We start from the raw sequence: 16831 nt of genomic DNA, 5'->3' as shown, positions 1-16831 counted from the left end.
CACCTTACTTCCTCGTCTGCGCATGCATGAAAGCCTCGCACTGCGGACAATAGGAAGTCTCGACCGCCCGTGAGTAAAGCTGGCTCTTCGTCCGGCTGACGCCAAAAGAGATGGCGTTAGGCGAACAGGCGCGCGCTTTGGCGGCCTCTTTGTTTTCCTGGACCAGGATGCAGATCGCGGGATCAGGTCCGTAGACTGTGGTTTTCCGCAAGGGCTCGCGATGCTTCCCGCAAAGACGTTCGCCCGATGGTTTAATAATAACCGGCGCTCCTCTCCACGGCGGACATGCTGCCGTTGCGGCAAGAGAGACAACCAGCACCAGAACGCCCATGGCAATGTGAGCGAGTCGCCGCCGCCAGCCTCGATCCTCCATTCTCTATCCTCTGTTCTACCGTCCTCGTGAGCGGCGATTCGAAGAAAAGCGGCGCGGCCGCCACCCGGTCTTGCGTTGCGCCGCGTCACCGCTCCCGCGCGGCGAATTCCCTGGGGATTTCGGTTCTAACTTCGGTGGAGAAAGCCGTCGCTCTCCTCTGCCCCTCTCTTCCCGTGGCGGAGCGGGCGCGTTGTAGTCGAAGCCTTCCGCGCGTCTGCGCACGATGCCGCGCCCAATGAAACGTTCGAGCGAGCGCAACGGGCCGTGATCTTCCGCGGTGATAAAGCTGATCGCGTCGCCAATGGCGAGAGCGCGGCCGGTGCGTCCGATGCGATGGACGTAATCCTCCGGGTGCATGGGGAAATCGTAGTTCACCACGTGCGAAATCCCATCCACGTCGATACCGCGCGCGGCGATGTCCGTAGCCACCAAAACCCGGACTGCGCCCGACTTGAAATCCTTCAGTGCGCGCAGCCGCTGATTTTGGGAGCGGTTGGAATGGATCGTTCCGGTTTTGATTCCACTGCTTTCGAGACGGCGTGCGATTCGATCGGCCCCGCGCTTGGTCCGCGTGAAAACCAGGACCGTGTCGAACTGCGGGTCCCCCAGGAGATGGAGCAGGAGCGCCGGCCTCAAGTGCGACGACACCTCGTAGGCAAACTGCGTGACCGTGTCGGCCGGGTTAGCGCGCCGGCCGATTTCAACAATCTTCGGCGAACGCTGAAACTCGTGGGTAAGTTTCTCGATCTCACGCGAAAGCGTCGCGGAGAACATGAGGGTTTGGCGGTTTCGCGGCAGCGCCTTCACGATCTGGCGGATGGGCGGAAGAAATCCCATGTCGAGCATTCGGTCCGCCTCGTCCAGCACGAGGAATTCGAGCCCGGAAAAGTTGGCGGCGCGTTGGCCCATTAAATCGATTAGCCGGCCCGGGGTCGCGACCACCAACTCGACTCCGGAACGCAGGGCCTCGAGCTGAGGGCGCTCGCTGACGCCGCCGAAAACCGTCGCCATTCGTAAAGGAAGGTGTTTCGCGTAAGCGCGGACATTCTCCTCTATCTGCACGACCAACTCGCGAGTAGGCGCAACCACGAGGGCACGCGTGCCACGCCTTTGCCCGCTTTGGAGCGAGCCGGCGAGCTTCGTCAAAATCGGCAGCACAAACGCCGCTGTCTTTCCGGTCCCGGTTTGCGCGATGCCGATCAGGTCCTGTCCGGCGAGAATGGGCGGAATGGCCGCGACCTGAATCGGAGTGGGCTCTGTGTAGCCGGCCTCAAGAACCGCCTGCAAGATTTGAGGTGAAAGGTGGAGAGCGCGAAAAGGCATGAAGGCTGGAACTATCGCGCTTCAAACTCGTTCTGCACCTTCCTTCTCGGCCGGCCAGCATTTCCCTTATTTGGAAACTTCCAGAGAGTGCAACTCTTCGATCCGGTGCTGAGTGAATCGTTCCCGGCTATTGTCGTTGGCGATTTGCTCGCGCAATTTCAGCCAGCGCGTTTGCTCGTCGCGCAAGGTATCGCGGTCGCGGGGCGACAAGCTGCTCCGCACCTTGGTGTAAACCCGGTTTAACTCCTCTTCCGGATCACTGGGAAGGGCCCTCGACTCCTCCGGCAGACGCCGGCCACTTTGCAGATGGAATTGAACCTTGTCGCCTGCTCCGGTGATAGTGAACTTCAGCGCATAATCGGCGGTTTCATCTTCTTTCGGGATTGAGCCGGAAGCGCGGATAACAAGGACCCCTGGCTTGGGAATCACGGCCCCAAAGAATCGGACCTCGACGGTCTTGAAGCGCTTCTCGTTCTTGTGCAGCACAGTCATAAAGCCTTTCGCAAGCTGCTCCTGCACATCCACCATCTTGCGCGTTCGCGGTTCGATCCAGACCACGGCTTCCGAACTCCAGCGCCCATCGAATATTCCCAGCCCGGACTGCGCATCGGGCGTCCAGGCGATGTTGAGGCCCGATCGGTTCTTGCGGAGATTCGGCCCGGCAAAATAGGAAAAGCCGGGAATGGTCGCGACGATCTTGTTCGTAGCTGTCTCGACCAAATAGTTGTTTACATCCGCGTCGACGTTCGCCTGGTCGAAATCGTCGTTCTCGTAGGGAACCTCGGTAAATTGCGCCGTATCCCCAGCCTGTTCTCCACCCGCTCCCCAGGCCAGGACATAAGCGCCGTCGGGCGAAATCGTTTCCGGAAACCGCTTGAACTCACCGCCGGCTGATGTTGCCGGCCTGGCCAGCACCGTCGTCGCCAGAGCGAACCAAACAGCAGATTTACGAGGTCCCATCCTATCCGAGTCTTACCAACTACAGATCCTCTCGCGAGTAAATAACGAGCTCCAACCCGGAAGCGGTATTGCCGAGCGCGTGGAAGATCGTAAACCGGATAAGGTGGGGCTTCAGAATACCGGTCGAGTAAGTCGAGGTCAGGGCCAACGTCTCCATCGGTTTGGGATTCGACATTTTGTAGGTGCCTTGCAGGAACTGCTGCGTCGCAGAGAAAGTGGCTTTCGTCCCCGGGTCTTCGAAGGAGACCATGATGTTAACCAGGAAACCGTTCTCGAATTTGTATTCCACTTTTACGGGGCGATCCAGCCATTGCATTTTCTCCTCCAGGTTGCCCTCCGAGTCGGGAGTTGCGTTGGGACAAACCTTTTTCACCTCCTCCTGATACATCAACCACCTGGCTGGCCCGAATCCCACCGGCGCCTTCGCCTCAAGGGCCTGTTTTTCCACCTGGCCGCGCTCGGCAATCAAAGCCGCCTTCTTTGCTCGCATAATTCCGAGCTTTTCTTCGCGGACCTGTTTCCAGGTCTTTTCGGGTGCGGCCGGCTTTCGACTGCTTTGAGCGGCGTCCGATTCTGCTCTGCGTTGCAAGGCGTCCTTAAAATCGCCATCGACTCCAACCTTCTCCGCGAAACGATGAATAGCAGCGTGAAGCGCGGTTAGCGATCGTTGCGCGCTGTCGTCCCCATTTTTCGGATCGAGTCCAAGAAGTTGATTGTAGGCGGCATTCGGGAAAACCACCGGAAGAGGGCCGGCCGCAGCCTCCGCTTCAGGTCGCGCGGCGTTGTCCCTGATATTTTGGTCCAGGCATTTCGCGACGTAAAGAATGAGCGCATCCAGCTGGCGCGCTTCTTCCTGTGCTCGCTCGGAAGCATCGGCGCGAAGCCCCTCCCGCTCCCGGTCCATACCTCGGGATTGTTTCTCGACCTCCCGTAAATCGGACATGGAACCGAAGCCGAGGAATTTAACTACTTGCGTGCACGAGAATGCGTACTGGACCGCTGCCCGCTGGCCTTTGGATGATTCCCCGCATGAAATCAGGCCGAGGCATATAGCCACCAGGAACGCCAGACTCGTTCGCGAGATTTTTTCCATCCTGGGCCCTTCTAGCGGATTATCGGATTGAAAGGAATCTTGGAAAAACGTCCCGTTGCCGCCTTAAGCAGAGCGACTGGATTTGTGCTTTTACTTTGGTCCATCGGTTTTCTACCGTGCGCTGTGAGCGTCATCGGGACCATCGACAGTCTTTGGCGTTACCCCGTAAAGAGCATGAAGGGCGAAGAGCTCGACGAACTGTTCGCGGGTTATGCCGGAGTCTATGGCGACCGCCTTTTTGCCTTTTGCAGTTCCGGCGCTCCCCCGGGCTTTCCCTATTTCACCGGACGCGACCAGCGCCAGATGATTCGCTACCGGGCCTGTTTCCGCGCCGGCGCCCAAGCGGCCCGGCCGATCAACCTGCTCGAGGCCGAGGAAAACGGCGCGTGGCCCCTTCCCGCGGCCGCGGCGGAGATGGGGCTCGATGTGGAAAGCCCGGACGGAAAAGTCTTCGCGATTGATGACCCAGCCTTGATCGAGAATCTGCGCGCGGGAATTAATCATCTCCACGAGATCAGGCTCATTCGGTCCGATCGTAGCCTAACCGATTGCGCGCCAGTTTCTTTTTTCTCGCTGCAAACAGCTCGCCAACTGGCCGAAGAATCCGGGACGTCAATCGATAAGCGGCAGTTCCGCGCCAACGTCTATCTGGACCTTCCCGGCCTCCCGGCCTTCGCGGAGGACGACTTCGTGGGACGATCGCTACGCCTTGGCTCGAAAGTCGTCGCTTCCATAGTCAAACGCGATGGCCGCTGCATGATGATCACACTCGATCCGGAGACGGCTGAGAAGTCACCGCAGGTGTTGAAGGCAGTCGCCCAAAACCACGATGGCAAAGCCGGCCTCTACGGCGCCGTGCTCATTGAAGGTCTCGTGCGGAAAGGCGATCCGGTTGAGTTGCTGGATTAATCCTGATTTTCCACTATGGAGCCGGCACGCCTTCGTGCCGGAGACGGAAAGCGCCGCTGCTGCCTTTCTTCCAACAACCGCGCTTCCCCCAACGGCCTGAAGGCAGGCCGTCTCCATCCCTCGGACGACGCAGCACGCCGTTCCTACGATTCATTCGCGTTTATTCGCGTCCATTCGCGGGCGGTCTCTTCCCGCATCGAGATCAGAAATCTTCGCGAGAATAAACCACCAGCTCCACACTGGCCGGCGGCGTTCCCAGGACGTGGGAAATGGAGAAGCGGACAATGTGGCCGCTCGTGAGACCGGTGGTGTAATGCGAAGAAAGAAGATATTTCTCCGTCTTATCAGCGGCGGGCATTCGTCCGTAGAGGCCCTGCAAAAAACCCTGGGTCATGGCGAATTCCGCCTCCGATGCGCGGCCGAAAGAGATACTGACCATCACCAAAAAATCGTTACTGAAGTTGTACCAGACCCGGGCGGGACGACCGAGCCATTCCATCGACTCCACCAGGTCGCCATCAGCGTCGACGGTAGTGTTGGGTCGGACGTGCCTGACCTCGTCGGGGTGCATCAGCCATTTCGCACCCGCGAATCCCACCGGCGCATTCGCCGCCGCCGCGTCTTTTTCGACTTTGTCGCGCTGACTGGCCAAGCTCGCCGCCTTTTTCCTGCTCGCTCGAACTTTTTCCTCCCTGATCTCCAGCCAGCTCAGCTCGGTCGTAACAGGTCCGCCGCCGCCCTGTGCGGCGTCGGCCTGGTTCCGCTGCTCGAGCGCCTCTTTGAATTCCTTTCCAACCCCTGTCTTGTCGGCGAAGCGAATGATTGCTTCATGAAGCGCAGCCAGGGCTTTTGGCGGATTGTTATCGCCCTCCTTCGGATCGAGCCCGAGGAGTTTGTTGAGCGAAGGATTTGCAAAATCCACGGCAATCGGCGCGCGGGACACGGCCGATTCCGACCGGGCTGAGTTGACCCGGATATTTTCGTCCAGGGTCCGGGCAACGTAGAGAACGAGGTTGTCGAGCTGGTCCCCTTCGGCCCGCATCGTCTCCGAGCCCAAGGCTCGCAGGGCGACGCGCTCCGGATCGAGATTGCGGGACTGCGTCTCGACCGCCTTGAGATCGGACAAATCCTGCAGACCGAGCACCCGGATCGTCTGCTCCCACGAATAGGCGAAATGGACCGCGGCCGCGTTCGCCTCGCGATTAGGCGAATGACAGGAAAGCAGAGCAAGGCAAAGCGCGGCGACGAACGCCGCTCCCGCTGCGGAAATCATTTTTCGAATCATCGCTTTTCGGAGCGGTCGCGCGGCGGACCACGTTGCTGGCCGAAGCGGTGTTGCGTCCCCCTCAATCATTCTCACCGGTGCCGGCGAGCTTCTCTTTTTCGTCCTCTTTCTCAAAGACAAAAATCACCGGCCGCGCAGAGAGCGCATTCCGAACCTTTATCGATCAAGGCGGAACGTCGGCCTCGACCACAGTCACGCTCAACCAGGGTCCCTGGGTCTGACCGAAGGCCACGCTCCAAAACCACGAGGAGACATCGGTCCATTCGTGGCCGTGCCGGTCGGCAATCCGTTCGCGCACAATAAGCTGGCGCTGATCGCGGCCGGCCAGAAACGAACTCCATTGTCTTTCCTCCCGGTCGCGAAAGGCCGGTCGCGGCGTAATCGTGAACCCCGCCCCACGGAAGCAATCGGCGCTGGGGTGCAACTGTCGCGTCCCGATTGTCACCCACCGGAAAATGAATTCGCGTCGGCCATCGGTAAACTTCGCGATTCGGCCTGGAAAGTTTTCACCGAACCTTTCGTCGCTCCCGCTCAAGGGAATCTGCCAGATTTCGCGGCCATCCCACCCGGTCGGCCACTCCGGTAATCGAAGCGGCGGGCTGCCGTGCGCGACCGGTCGCAACGGCACCAGGCCAGCGACCAGGCAGGCGGCCGCGAACGACGAGCGAATAATCAGGTCGCGGAAACGCATGGTGACAATGCTCTCGTTAGGCGGACGATGATAAGAACGGCGGCGACAAAGAGAACGACGCCGATACCGGTGTGCGTCCAATCCGGCAGGGCAACGATTTGTGTTTCCTTAAAGAAGAGCGCGGTTGCGCGCACGACGTTGGCCGTGATAACCAGGATGAGCGCTCCACTCAGCGCGGCCAGGCTTCGTCGGTTATCGAGTCGGCCCAGCGCCGCCAGAGCGGCGGCAAGATAGAGCCCAAACCAGAGCATTCGGACTCCGCTGCAGGGCGCGTCGACCAAAATGGTTTCGCCGCGCCAGTGCAGCAGGGTGCCTTCGCGAGAAACCTCCAAATGGAGGGCCCGCAGAACCAGCACCGACGCTTCCGCCGCCACTACGCGTAACGGAAAGCCGAGATAAAACTGCACGGTTGCCACGACCGGCAGGGAAAGGCCAAGCAGGGCCGTTTGCGCGACGACGTTGCGCTGACGAAAAAGGAGGATCGCCAGCGCTGCCGCTGCCACGAGCGCGCGTGGCAGCGGCGAGAACACGGAATACAACAGCGCGTACCCGAGGAGGAGACCGCCCGCGCAGCTCCACCGCAGTTCGCTATCCGGCAATGAGAATCCTTTTCTGACGAGCACGATCACCAGTGTCCCGAGCGCGATGAGGCCGTAGGGTTCGTCGCTGCCGTCAAACATGCGCAAAGCGTACCAACGCCCCACCGGCCAGAGCGCAACCGCGAAAGCCGCGAGCATGAGCCGCGGCGGATTGATCAGGCCCGAGCGCATCTTGTTTTCCTCGCGCGATACACGCGGGCGCCCAGGACCACTGCCACGACGCTGAACAGAGCCCACGTTCCCGGCTCCGGGGTGGTGTGAATCGGTGTGCCGACGGCGCTGTTTTCCACTCCGGCCGGCATCGGCAACGGTTGTTTCACTGTCTGGGCGTTCCCGTTGGGATTACGCACGATGTCGTCCACGGCGACGAACGAAGTGTACGCCGTGAGCAGATTGTAGGTGAGCCCGAGGTTTGTGACCTCCTTTACGCGTTCCTCCTCCGGCCCAGCGTGTCCGAAGTCTACCAGCGCCGCGATACGCGTCCGCGCCCAGAGATAGATGAGCGCATTACTCCCGCTCATCGAGCGCGCATCCTGGAGCGCGAACTCGGCGTGATAATCCCCGGCCCCGGTCTTGCCGCGGAGTGAGATCGTTCCGCTCGCGTTGCCTTTCCATTTGCCAAAAATGACCAGGGGGCGGTCGGCCAGGAGATCGGGCACCGAACGGGGCTCTACGTCGTAAACATCGAAGCCGCCGAAGTCGACGGCGACGTGAGTCAACAGTGGCGCGGCGACGTAATCGCGGAATTTCGCGACCGCGCTCTCCGCTTCCTCGGGTTTGGTTACGACAAATGGCTCACCACCACCGGCGTGCGCCATTCCCTCGATCAGGTGACGGTTCACGCTGGAGCCGATTCCGAAGGCAAACAGATTCGCGCGGTTCAGGTTCCCGCGAATCAGGTCGAACGCCTTCGCTTCGCAATCGACGTAACCATCTGTAATGACAACTATGCTGCGCGCTGCTTCGTTGGGATTCGGCAGGGCCAGCGCCTGCTCCAACGCCGGCAAGAGCTCCGTCCCACCGCCCCCTTTCTCGTGGTCGATCACGCCCAGGGCGCGCGTGAGGTTCTCCTTTGTCGCAACAAGTTCCGTGGGGGAAATGACGGTCGAGCCACCTGAGAACAGGAGCACGTTGAAAGTATCGTTAGGCTTGAGCGTGCCGAACAGCTGCCGGATCAACTGCTTCGCGGTTTGGATCGGGAAACCGTGCATCGATCCGGAAACGTCCAGCACGAAGACATAGTCACGCGGCGGCAACGCTACCGGCGTGCTTCGCTTGGGCGGTTGCACCGTGAGCAGGAAAAAGTTTTCCTTCTCCCCCGTGCTCACGAGGAGGCCGGACTCGATTTTGGAATCGGCCAGCCGGTACTTGAGAATAAAATCGCGGTTGTTCGCGGTCGCGTCGCCGGGCATAAGCGTTATCGTTGCCCGCGACGGATCGGTGAATTGCGGTTTCACCTCGTGAGTTTCACAGCGAAAGTCCAGCAATGGCATCCCGGCTGCGATATCCACCGCGACGCTGAAGGTCGCCGGCGACTTCTCGCCTTTCATCAGATACGGGTTCTTAATCCATTTGTCGGTCTCCGGCGCGGTCGACTCCGACTGGTTGGAGTAACGCGGTCCCACCACCGTCGGGTAGATGAAGGAATACTCACCGCTGTCCGGCACGAGCAGCTCGGTGTAACGCAGCTCCACTTCAACGGTGTCGCCCGGCATGATATTGGCCACGTTCATTTGGAAGACGTTGGGGCGATGCTGTTCGAGGAGTGACGCGCTCTTGCCTTCAGTCTTTGCCTGCTCGTAGGTGCGGCGCGCTTCCTGGCGCGGTTCTACCTTCGCCTTCAGCAGACGATCGCCGATCTTCATCTGCATTCCGTAAACGGCTGCGCGGGTCGAACCGGGAAACACATAGGTCGCCTCCAGCGGCACACCGCCCGCATTCGAATACGTCTGCGTCACGACCACGTCGGCAATGACGCCCGCGATGGTCGCGCGAACGTTGGTGGACTTGAGCGGCATCGCGTCGACGCTGGTCTCGGCCGTCTTCACGTGGAAATAGGGCGAGAGCGTTTTGTCCGCTTTATTATCTTCAGATTCGCTCGCTCGGATTTGACTGATCGGCAGCAGCGCGAGCAGCAGCGCCGTCAGGATGATTTTTGTTTTCATGCCGCCACTCTGGCGACGGCGTGTGAAAACATTTTGAAGTCAGCGTGAAATCGACGTGAAATAGTGCACCGCGTCTCACTCCGCTAGATCGGCAGCACCAGCTCAGCGATCACGCCACCCCGCGGCGCGTTCTTCACTTCGATGGACCCGCGATGCAACAACGCTACCTCGCGGACAAAGGCCAGCCCCAACCCCGAGCTTTTCTTTCCCGTATCCGGCCGCGGCAGCGAATAGAAACGCTCGAAGATTTTTGTTTCGGCGAACCCTGGAATACCCGGGCCGTTGTCCGTTATCCGCACCGCCGCGGAACTGTCGGTCCGAACCAGCTCGGCCGAGACGCTTCCGCCAGCCGGGGCAAACGCGATCGCATTTTGAAGCAAATTGAGAATCGCTTTCTCGAGGAGAAATTCGTCGCCGGATATCACCGCGGGCGCAGCCGGCAATTTGGTTTCGAGGTGGATGGTCTTCGCCGAAGCCTGTGCCGCTACGCTCGCCACGGTTCGCTCCAAAAGTTCCGCCAGGTTGACCGGCTTCTGGTCCTCGAGCGACTTCTTCGCTTCCACCGCCGAAAGCAGCAGAAGCCGATCCACGATTTCCTGGATGCGGACGGTCTCGCCCTCAATGTTCTCCAGAAATTTATCCCGCTGCTCGGACGGCATTTGTTCGTGAAGCAATTCGGCCGCTCCCCGAATCGCCGCGACCGGACTCTTGATCTCGTGCGTCAGTGTCTGGACGTAACTCTCGATGTATTTCCGCCCGTCGAGCGCGTCCCGCATTTCCTCGAAGGCCTTCCCCAGCGATCCGATCTCCGAGCCGCCCAGCTTTGGGAGCGGCGTCCGGCGCCCATCCCGGACCCCGCGCGCATATTTTGTGAGCCGCTCAATCGGCCGCGTTATCCAGGCCGACAGGATCGCGCCGGCAATCACGACCGCAACCGCGGCGATCGCACCCATGACGAAAATCTTTCGTCGCGTCTCTTGCATGAACGTCGCCATGCTCTTCTGCGGCTTCGAAACCGTCAGGACGCCAATCACGTTGCCTTCGCTCATGACGGGCGCTCCCACAAAAAGCACGGCGGAAGTCGGATCGTTCGGATCCGCTCGAGTAGATCGCGCCCCGTATTTCCCCCGCAAGGTCAACCAGACATCGTTCTGCCTGGAGAAGTCGCGGCCCTCGGCCTTGCCTCCATTCGAATCGAAGAGGACGATTCCGTTCGCGTCAGTGACGTAAACATGGAGGTCGATGTCCGTCTTGAGTTTGCTGTAAATCTTCGCGCTGAAGGGGCGGGAGCGAGCGCGCTGAAACGATTCGCGGAACGGCCCGATATCGATGTTGCCGCCGGGGCTCTGGCTCTCGAGCAGCGCCGCCAGGAGCCGCGCCGTATCCACCATCGGTTCCTCGATCGATTGCATGTAGCGCGGCTTGATCTCATTCACGTCGGTGATCTTCTTCACCAGATAAAAAAATCCGATTCCCACGATGAGGAGCTGGGTGACGATGATGCGGGCGCGAATGCTCACGTCAGTCTTTCAGCGAATAGCCGAGCCCCCGATGAGTGCGGATCGGGTCTTCATCGTCGCGGATCGCCCGCAGCTTGGCTCGAAGCATCTTGATATGCGCGTCCACCGTGCGGTCGAGCGCGGTATCGGGCTCTTCCCAGGCCAACTCCATCAGCTGGTCGCGCGAATAAACCCGCCCCGGCTTTTGGACCAGCACTTTAAGGAGGCGAAACTCATATCGCGACAGTTGAAGCGGGCTGCCGCAATAACGGATCTCGCAACGCTCCTCGTCGATCGAAAACAGGCGCGTTGTCTCCGGCTGCGCCGCGCCGGCAGATTCGGTTCGGCGCAGGATCGCTTTCACTCGCGCGGTGAGCTCCCGCGGCGTAAAGGGCTTCACTACATAATCGTCAGCGCCAATCTCGAGCCCGACCACGCGGTCGATTTCGTCTTTGCGTGCCGTGACGAAAACGATGGGAACCCGAGAGCGCGTCCGGAGCTGTTTGCAAAGCTCGAAGCCGCTCATGTCGGGCAGCCCTACGTCAAGAATCACGAGCACGAAAGTTTGCTCGGCGAAGGTGCGCAGCCCGTCGCCCCCAGTCTGGCACCAGGTGGGCGAGAAACCTTCCGTCTTTAATGCATAGATGATGTTGTCGGCAATCGACGGCTCATCTTCGATCAGCAAAATCTTACGCATCCGGGCTCAACTTAACCGTAAGTCGCGTCGCTCAACAACGCCGTTGGCGCGGCGGAAACAGATTGCTCGTTCGTGGATTACGCCTGTAACCTCGCAGGAAACAGAACCGCCGGGTAGAACTTGTGGAAATTCCCGAAGCAAGATGAAGAACGACAAAGATAAGGTCGAGCTCAACGCCGTCGAGGATCATGATGGGATCCTGACGATTCGCGGCGGCGGCCCCCGCCGGGATTGGAACGGTATTCATTACAAGCAGGGCATGTCGGCAAAGAACGTCGGCACGACCAAACTATCGGCCAACATCGCCACCATTCCTCCGGGCGGCGTGGCCTATGCACACATCCACGTCGGCTTCGAGCTAATCCTCTACATTCTCGAGGGAAAAGTGCGGCACGAATTCGGGCCGGGGCTCAAGCAGGTCCTGGAGAACGAGGCCGGCGATTTCATTTACATCAAACCGGGCGTGCCCCATGAAGTCTTTAACATGAGCGACACCGAACCGGTCGTCGCTTTCGTCGCCCGCTCCTCGGCCGAGGAATGGGACAATATCATTCCGTACGACCGGAATAAGGCTGAGTAACGCCCGCGCTTTTCGTGGAAACATTTCTCTTCGCGGCCGGCATCGGTTTCGTCGCGGGTTTGCGGACTTTCCTCGCGCCCGCGGCGGCCGCGTGGGCTGTCCGGCTCGGTTGGCTGAACCTGAATGGTTCGCCCTTCGCGTTCATGGAATCGAATCTCGCGCTCGCAGGACTAACGATCGGCGCGCTTGGCGAACTGGTGGCCGATCTCGTCCCGTCGATTCCCAGGCGAACCGCCGTCGCGCCTTTGCTCGCTCGTCTGCTTTCCGGAGCCTTCTGCGGCGCCTGCTTGTGCGCGTCGGCCAATCGCTCGTTACCGATCGGCGCCCTGCTCGGAGCGGTCGGCGCCATAATCGGTGCCTTTGCCGGCTACGAAATCCGGCGATGGCTGGTGACGAAACTTAACATCAAAGACGTCTTCATCGCTCTCAGCGAAGACCTGGTCGCTGTCGGATTGGCATTATTTTTCGTGTCACGCTAACCCGCTTTCCGTCGCCCCTTCCGGGGCTCGTCAGGGTGCGCGTCATACACCGGGAGTTCCGCTCCGCTTTACTCCCGGCTTTAGTCCTTCGCGCCTTTCAGGCGCTGTTAGGCTGCCGGCAACAACCCGAGGGGCGCGGGCTCAGAGCCCGAATAGAGCGCAGCGAAACCCCCGGCCTTGCCCCCTCGCGCCTTTCAAGCGCTACCTGGCCGCCGCCAACAACCCCGGGGCGGCGTGGAATTAGAGCCCACGAGTGGAGCGTCGCGAAACTTCCCGCTTTATTCGTCGCACCTTTCGGGCGCTGTTAGGCCGCCGCCCACAACCCCGGAGGGGCGTGGGATTAGAGCCCACGAGTGGAGCGTCGCGAAACTTCCGACTTTATTCCTCGCACCTTTCAGGCGCTGTTAGGCCGCCGGCAACAGCCCCGGAGGGGCGTGGGATTAGAGCCCGGAGTGGAGCGCAGCGGAACTCCGGGAACCGATCCAATGGCATTTGTCGAACCCCTGGCAAGGGGTGACGGACGGCGCGACAATCAGAGGACACTTGCCGCAGCCGCAAAACCGTCAGGCGACCGGGTCGCGGAGTCTGCCGGACAACGCCAAAGCGAGATCGCCGGCCGGACCCCCCGCCTCCCGGACCAGAAGATCGAAAGCGCTCCGATCGCAGGAATAAGCGACGGTCTCGCCGTCACTCGAAGCGGTCACAGTGGCGTTGCGGGGAGCATTGTGAATCAGGCCCGCTTCCCCAAAATAATCTCCGGGACGCAACGTCGCGACCTGCTGGTCGCGTCCCGCCTTGTCGCGTTGAGAGACACTGACTGTTCCCCGAACGAGAAGGTAGAAGCGGTCCGGTAAATCGCCTTCCCGCAGGACCACTTCTCCGGGAGCAAACCTCTCGCGCTTGAACTCCGGAAATCGGCTCTGAATTTCCGATTCATTCATGCCCACCACCGACCCTAGCAAGAATTCCTGGGCCACGCGTTTCCGGGCGACGCGAGCTATCTCACTGCTCACCATGTCGGATTCCGCCACCACTTGCCGGAACGCCTCCGCGCCCAGCTTCAGGACGCGAGCTGGTGATCCCGGCAGGACGCGCACCGTGGCATTTCGGGGCGCGTTCGTGAGCAGGCCGATCTCACCGAAGTAATCGCCCGGAAGAAGAATCGCCACGAACGCCACCTCGGTGCCGCCCGCATTCGTGCGGAATACTTCCACCCGGCCCTCGAGCAGAATATAGAACGCGTCGGCTTCATCCCCCTGACGGATGATTTCGGTTCCGGGCTCGAAGCTGATGTATTCACCCTGCCGGAAAGCCTCGATCACATCGACGTTGTCCGCCCCGTCGAAGGTGGCGAGGAAAACTTCTTCGCGCAGCGGAAGGGCGGCACCCGGCCTAACGAGCGCTTGTTCGCGGGGGCGAACTCGCATTTTGAAATGGCGATCTGGCGCGGGCAACGGCTTGACCGTCATCCGGAGCCGATAACCGGGCGGCGCCATCTCCAGGGTCCGTTCATGGAGCAAGGTGGCCACCATGGTGATGGCCATCATTTCGACCAGGCCCATCGCGGCGCAGGTCCGATGATGCATTCCAAAGGGATTGAACGCGCCCCCCTTACGATGCTCGTTCCTCGCCTCCAGACAACGCGACGGATCGAATCGGCCCGGATCGGGGAACGCGTTTTCGTCGAAGAGCATCGGCAGCTGCGAGAGCACAACCATGTCCCCTTTCTCGACGCGGTTCCCGTTGAACCGGAAACTCTCTTTCGCCACATACGGCATTCCCTGCGAAACCGGATGAAAGCGCAGGGTTTCATGAAAGACAGCGCGCAGAAGCCGCATCTCATGGATATCGGAAGCGTCCTGAAGGCCCGAGGCAAACGCCACGTCGACCTCCTCGATCAGCCGCGCCTGGAGATCAGGATGCTTGAAGATCTCGTAGAGCATGAACGCCACGAGGCGCCCCATGTAACTGCTGCTCCCCGCGAATCCATAGAGCGCGTAGCAGACCACTTCGTCATCGCTCATCGGGCGGCCATCCGGAAACTTGAGAGAGATCAGGGTGTCGATGATGTCGGGTGGCCGATCCAGAGAGCGACCGTCCCGGCGATGACGTGCCACCAGATCGCTCGTCAGTTTCAAGACCCGCCGGCGGGCGGCGCGATAGGGCGGCCAGCGAAACATCCACAACGGCAGGACCCGGCCGCCGACTTCCATGTTCATGTCGGTCACGACCCGGCAATCGCGATAATGCTCGCGAAACGAAACATTTCCCATCACCTGGCAATACTGCTGGAACGCCAGCAACTGCACGCCTTCGAACACTTCCTGGACGCTACCGGCCGGCCATTCCCGCAGAGTTTCCCGGACAGCCTGAACGAGCTGCGGCAAATAGGGGCTCGCAACTTCACGTGAATAGGCAAGCTGAAGGAGCCGGCGCAGATGAAGATGCTTCTCTCCGGAGAGGGCCAGGGCGAAATCCGCGCTGCCCAATTGCTCGCCGACCGGATCAAAAATGGGGTGACGGGTCAGGTGACGCTCGCCCCCCGTCGTCATGAACTCCTTCGCTTCGAAGCCGAGGATCACGGTGAACTTCAGCCAGAGCATTCGGATCCGGAAAATCGGTCCGTGCTCGCGATAGGATGAGACCAGGAACCCGGTCGTGTCTCTCAGGAAGTCACGCGTATTGCCGAGCAGCGGCAGCCCGGGAACACGCGGTGAAAATGGGCAGCGCGAAACCGGCGACTCGTCGGTCGCTAGTGGAGCGGCGCCTTCCTTCCCTGTCGCCGGCGTTGAGGAGGTTTGCATCACGTCGACGTCCTTGCTCGGCAATTTCAAATAACGGAGTCTGCCAACGCCGTCCAGCATCGCTTTCCGGGACGATGAGTTTCGCCGACGCGACAGCCCTCCAGGTATTGCGAGTGGACCACAATCAACTGAGCGGGCCGATTCCCGCCGGCCTCGCGAAACGCCTGATGACGTTCCACGCCTTGAACAATCCGGGCGTTTTCCCCGCCCCGTAGCCGAATCAAAAATCGACTGCCGGCTTATTTTGCTTCCGGCTTGTGCATCACGGAAACCATCCAGCCCACTCCGAACCGGTCCTGCAAGACCCCGAACTTATCGGCCCAGAAAGTCTTCGCGAGCGGCATCGTCACCAGCCCGCCTTCACTGAGGGCGGTGAAAACGCGCGTCGCCTCGGCTTCATCGGGCACGGTCACGGAGAGCGAAAACCCTTCGAAATTCGCCTCGCCTTCGCAGCGGCCGTCGGAGGCCATCAACATCGTATCGCCGATGCGGATGCTGGCGTGCATCACTTTGTCTCCGAAACATTCAGGCAGACCCGGCTGCGGTTCCGGGCTCTCCTTGAACCGCGAAAGCATCACCACTTCGGCCCCGAGCGTGGCGCGATAGAATTCGATCGCTTCGTCACAGCGGCCGCCAAAGAACAAATACGGATGAACGAACGTGTTGGGCTTCGATGTCGTCATGAGGTCACCTAGGGCCGGTTTGGGTGAAGGTCAATCGCCGCAGGATTGCGGTGCGCCCGCCGCAACGCTAGCTTCGGCTTGCTTCGCGAACCATCAGTCCCATGACGATCCGAATTCTCGTTACCGGCGGCACGTTTGATAAGAAATACAACGAGCGCAACGGCGAGCTTTTCTTCCAGGATACGCACGTCGCCGAGATGCTCCGGCTGGGGCGTTCCCGCGTCGACGTCACCATCCGCACCGTGATGATGATCGACAGCCTGGAAATGACCGACGCCGATCGCGCGCTCATCGTCCAAAATTGCCTCCAGTCCGAAGAGGACCGCATCGTCATCACGCACGGCACCGACACCATGACGGAGACCGCCGCCGCGGTGGCTCGCGCGGTCACCGGGAAAACCGTTGTCCTGACGGGGGCGATTATCCCTTACGCTTTCGGAAGTTCCGATGGGCTGTTCAATCTCGGCAGCGCTCTTTCGTTCGCGCAGGTGTTGCCCGCGGGAGTTTACCTGGCGATGAACGGCAAATGTTTTGGGTGGGAACGCGTCCGGAAAAATCGCGAGCGCGGCGAGTTCGAGGAGATCGGATAACGAGACCGCCTCGTCCGCGTCCTCGCCCACCCTCGCCCCTTGTCCCTCGTCCCTCCAAACGACGAGGGCCCGCAGGCATTACGCCTGCGAGCCCAGTCGCT

The 16831-nt window shown here is 60.5% G+C and carries 17 protein-coding genes; 5 read left to right on the top strand and 12 right to left on the bottom strand.

From position 1 onward, the window contains the following. Positions 1 to 4: 4 nt before the first annotated feature. The 4 genes from VJU77_14805 to VJU77_14790 form a co-directional block, all read right to left on the bottom strand. Positions 5 to 373: a hypothetical protein gene (locus VJU77_14805; GenBank protein ID HKP04619.1), complete on the bottom strand. Its 369-nt coding sequence runs from the start codon at positions 371 to 373 to the stop codon at positions 5 to 7. A gap of 15 nt (positions 374 to 388) precedes the next feature. After that, entirely contained in the window at positions 389 to 1696 is a 1308-nt protein-coding gene (locus VJU77_14800) for a DEAD/DEAH box helicase (GenBank protein HKP04618.1), read from the bottom strand. 66 nt (positions 1697 to 1762) lie between these two features. Next, the gene (locus tag VJU77_14795) at positions 1763 to 2656 is read right to left on the bottom strand and encodes a lysozyme inhibitor LprI family protein (protein HKP04617.1); all 894 of its coding nucleotides are present in this window, start codon (positions 2654 to 2656) and stop codon (positions 1763 to 1765) included. A gap of 19 nt (positions 2657 to 2675) precedes the next feature. Further along, positions 2676 to 3599, bottom strand: a complete 924-nt coding sequence (locus tag VJU77_14790) for a hypothetical protein (protein ID HKP04616.1) — start codon at positions 3597 to 3599, stop codon at positions 2676 to 2678. Between the two features lie 234 nt (positions 3600 to 3833). Between VJU77_14790 and VJU77_14785 the strand changes: the two genes are divergently transcribed. Continuing rightward, positions 3834 to 4658 (top strand): MOSC domain-containing protein, encoded by an 825-nt coding sequence (locus tag VJU77_14785; protein HKP04615.1) that lies wholly within the window; start codon positions 3834 to 3836, stop codon positions 4656 to 4658. Positions 4659 to 4860: 202 nt separating this feature from the next. Here the strand turns inward: VJU77_14785 and VJU77_14780 are convergent, their stop codons facing one another. From VJU77_14780 to creB, 6 genes are all read right to left on the bottom strand, one after another. Continuing rightward, entirely contained in the window at positions 4861 to 5943 is a 1083-nt protein-coding gene (locus tag VJU77_14780; protein ID HKP04614.1) for a hypothetical protein, read from the bottom strand. Between the two features lie 163 nt (positions 5944 to 6106). Beyond that, the gene (locus VJU77_14775) at positions 6107 to 6634 is read right to left on the bottom strand and encodes a hypothetical protein (protein HKP04613.1); all 528 of its coding nucleotides are present in this window, start codon (positions 6632 to 6634) and stop codon (positions 6107 to 6109) included. Then, positions 6616 to 7404 carry an archaeosortase/exosortase family protein gene (locus VJU77_14770; GenBank protein ID HKP04612.1) on the bottom strand — a complete coding sequence of 263 codons (789 nt, stop codon included), beginning with the start codon at positions 7402 to 7404 and terminating at the stop codon, positions 6616 to 6618. Before VJU77_14770 ends, VJU77_14775 begins: the two co-directional genes overlap by 19 nt. Further along, positions 7389 to 9398, bottom strand: a complete 2010-nt coding sequence (locus VJU77_14765) for a VIT and VWA domain-containing protein (GenBank protein ID HKP04611.1) — start codon at positions 9396 to 9398, stop codon at positions 7389 to 7391. Before VJU77_14765 ends, VJU77_14770 begins: the two co-directional genes overlap by 16 nt. Positions 9399 to 9481: 83 nt before the next feature. Then, on the bottom strand, positions 9482 to 10918 hold the full coding sequence (gene creC / locus VJU77_14760) for a two-component system sensor histidine kinase CreC (GenBank protein ID HKP04610.1): 1437 nt from the start codon (positions 10916 to 10918) through the stop codon (positions 9482 to 9484). Between the two features lies 1 nt (position 10919). After that, on the bottom strand, positions 10920 to 11594 hold the full coding sequence (creB, locus tag VJU77_14755; GenBank protein HKP04609.1) for a two-component system response regulator CreB: 675 nt from the start codon (positions 11592 to 11594) through the stop codon (positions 10920 to 10922). Between the two features lie 142 nt (positions 11595 to 11736). Here creB and VJU77_14750 point away from each other — a divergent pair, with 142 nt between their 5' ends. Together VJU77_14750 and VJU77_14745 are read left to right on the top strand one after the other, a co-directional pair. Continuing rightward, positions 11737 to 12174, top strand: a complete 438-nt coding sequence (locus VJU77_14750; GenBank protein HKP04608.1) for a cupin domain-containing protein — start codon at positions 11737 to 11739, stop codon at positions 12172 to 12174. A gap of 14 nt (positions 12175 to 12188) precedes the next feature. Further along, on the top strand, positions 12189 to 12653 hold the full coding sequence (locus VJU77_14745; protein ID HKP04607.1) for a DUF4126 family protein: 465 nt from the start codon (positions 12189 to 12191) through the stop codon (positions 12651 to 12653). Between the two features lie 563 nt (positions 12654 to 13216). Here the strand turns inward: VJU77_14745 and VJU77_14740 are convergent. After that, entirely contained in the window at positions 13217 to 15517 is a 2301-nt protein-coding gene (locus VJU77_14740; protein ID HKP04606.1) for a cytochrome P450, read from the bottom strand. A gap of 14 nt (positions 15518 to 15531) precedes the next feature. Here VJU77_14740 and VJU77_14735 point away from each other — a divergent pair, with 14 nt between their 5' ends. Next, positions 15532 to 15672: a hypothetical protein gene (locus VJU77_14735; GenBank protein HKP04605.1), complete on the top strand. Its 141-nt coding sequence runs from the start codon at positions 15532 to 15534 to the stop codon at positions 15670 to 15672. Between the two features lie 24 nt (positions 15673 to 15696). Here the strand turns inward: VJU77_14735 and VJU77_14730 are convergent, their stop codons facing one another. Beyond that, a complete protein-coding gene (locus VJU77_14730; GenBank protein HKP04604.1) occupies positions 15697 to 16140 on the bottom strand; it encodes a VOC family protein in 444 nt (147 codons plus the stop codon). 101 nt (positions 16141 to 16241) lie between these two features. On the opposite strand from VJU77_14730, the gene VJU77_14725 reads away from it, so the two are divergent. Then, positions 16242 to 16730: an asparaginase domain-containing protein gene (locus tag VJU77_14725; GenBank protein HKP04603.1), complete on the top strand. Its 489-nt coding sequence runs from the start codon at positions 16242 to 16244 to the stop codon at positions 16728 to 16730. The last annotated feature ends 101 nt before the right edge of the window (positions 16731 to 16831 follow it).

It is taken from the genome of Chthoniobacterales bacterium (genome assembly GCA_035274845.1).
GTDB lineage: Bacteria > Verrucomicrobiota > Verrucomicrobiia > Chthoniobacterales > UBA10450 > AV80.
This window is presented reverse-complemented; position numbering and strand designations above follow the sequence as displayed.

Bases quoted from the DNA above. Each gene is read 5' to 3' on its own strand.
- VJU77_14765 (HKP04611.1), bottom strand. From the start codon at position 9,398: ATGAAAACAAAAATCATCCTGACGGCGCTGCTGCTCGCGCTGCTGCCG.
- VJU77_14750 (HKP04608.1), top strand. From the start codon at position 11,737: ATGAAGAACGACAAAGATAAGGTCGAGCTCAACGCCGTCGAGGATCAT.
- VJU77_14805 (HKP04619.1), bottom strand. From the start codon at position 373: ATGGAGGATCGAGGCTGGCGGCGGCGACTCGCTCACATTGCCATGGGC.
- VJU77_14795 (HKP04617.1), bottom strand. From the start codon at position 2,656: ATGGGACCTCGTAAATCTGCTGTTTGGTTCGCTCTGGCGACGACGGTG.
- VJU77_14790 (HKP04616.1), bottom strand. From the start codon at position 3,599: ATGTCCGATTTACGGGAGGTCGAGAAACAATCCCGAGGTATGGACCGG.
- VJU77_14735 (HKP04605.1), top strand. From the start codon at position 15,532: ATGAGTTTCGCCGACGCGACAGCCCTCCAGGTATTGCGAGTGGACCAC.
- VJU77_14730 (HKP04604.1), bottom strand. From the start codon at position 16,140: ATGACGACATCGAAGCCCAACACGTTCGTTCATCCGTATTTGTTCTTT.
- VJU77_14780 (HKP04614.1), bottom strand. From the start codon at position 5,943: ATGATTCGAAAAATGATTTCCGCAGCGGGAGCGGCGTTCGTCGCCGCG.
- VJU77_14800 (HKP04618.1), bottom strand. From the start codon at position 1,696: ATGCCTTTTCGCGCTCTCCACCTTTCACCTCAAATCTTGCAGGCGGTT.
- VJU77_14725 (HKP04603.1), top strand. From the start codon at position 16,242: ATGACGATCCGAATTCTCGTTACCGGCGGCACGTTTGATAAGAAATAC.
- creB (HKP04609.1), bottom strand. From the start codon at position 11,594: ATGCGTAAGATTTTGCTGATCGAAGATGAGCCGTCGATTGCCGACAAC.
- VJU77_14775 (HKP04613.1), bottom strand. From the start codon at position 6,634: ATGCGTTTCCGCGACCTGATTATTCGCTCGTCGTTCGCGGCCGCCTGC.
- VJU77_14770 (HKP04612.1), bottom strand. From the start codon at position 7,404: ATGCGCTCGGGCCTGATCAATCCGCCGCGGCTCATGCTCGCGGCTTTC.
- VJU77_14740 (HKP04606.1), bottom strand. From the start codon at position 15,517: ATGCTGGACGGCGTTGGCAGACTCCGTTATTTGAAATTGCCGAGCAAG.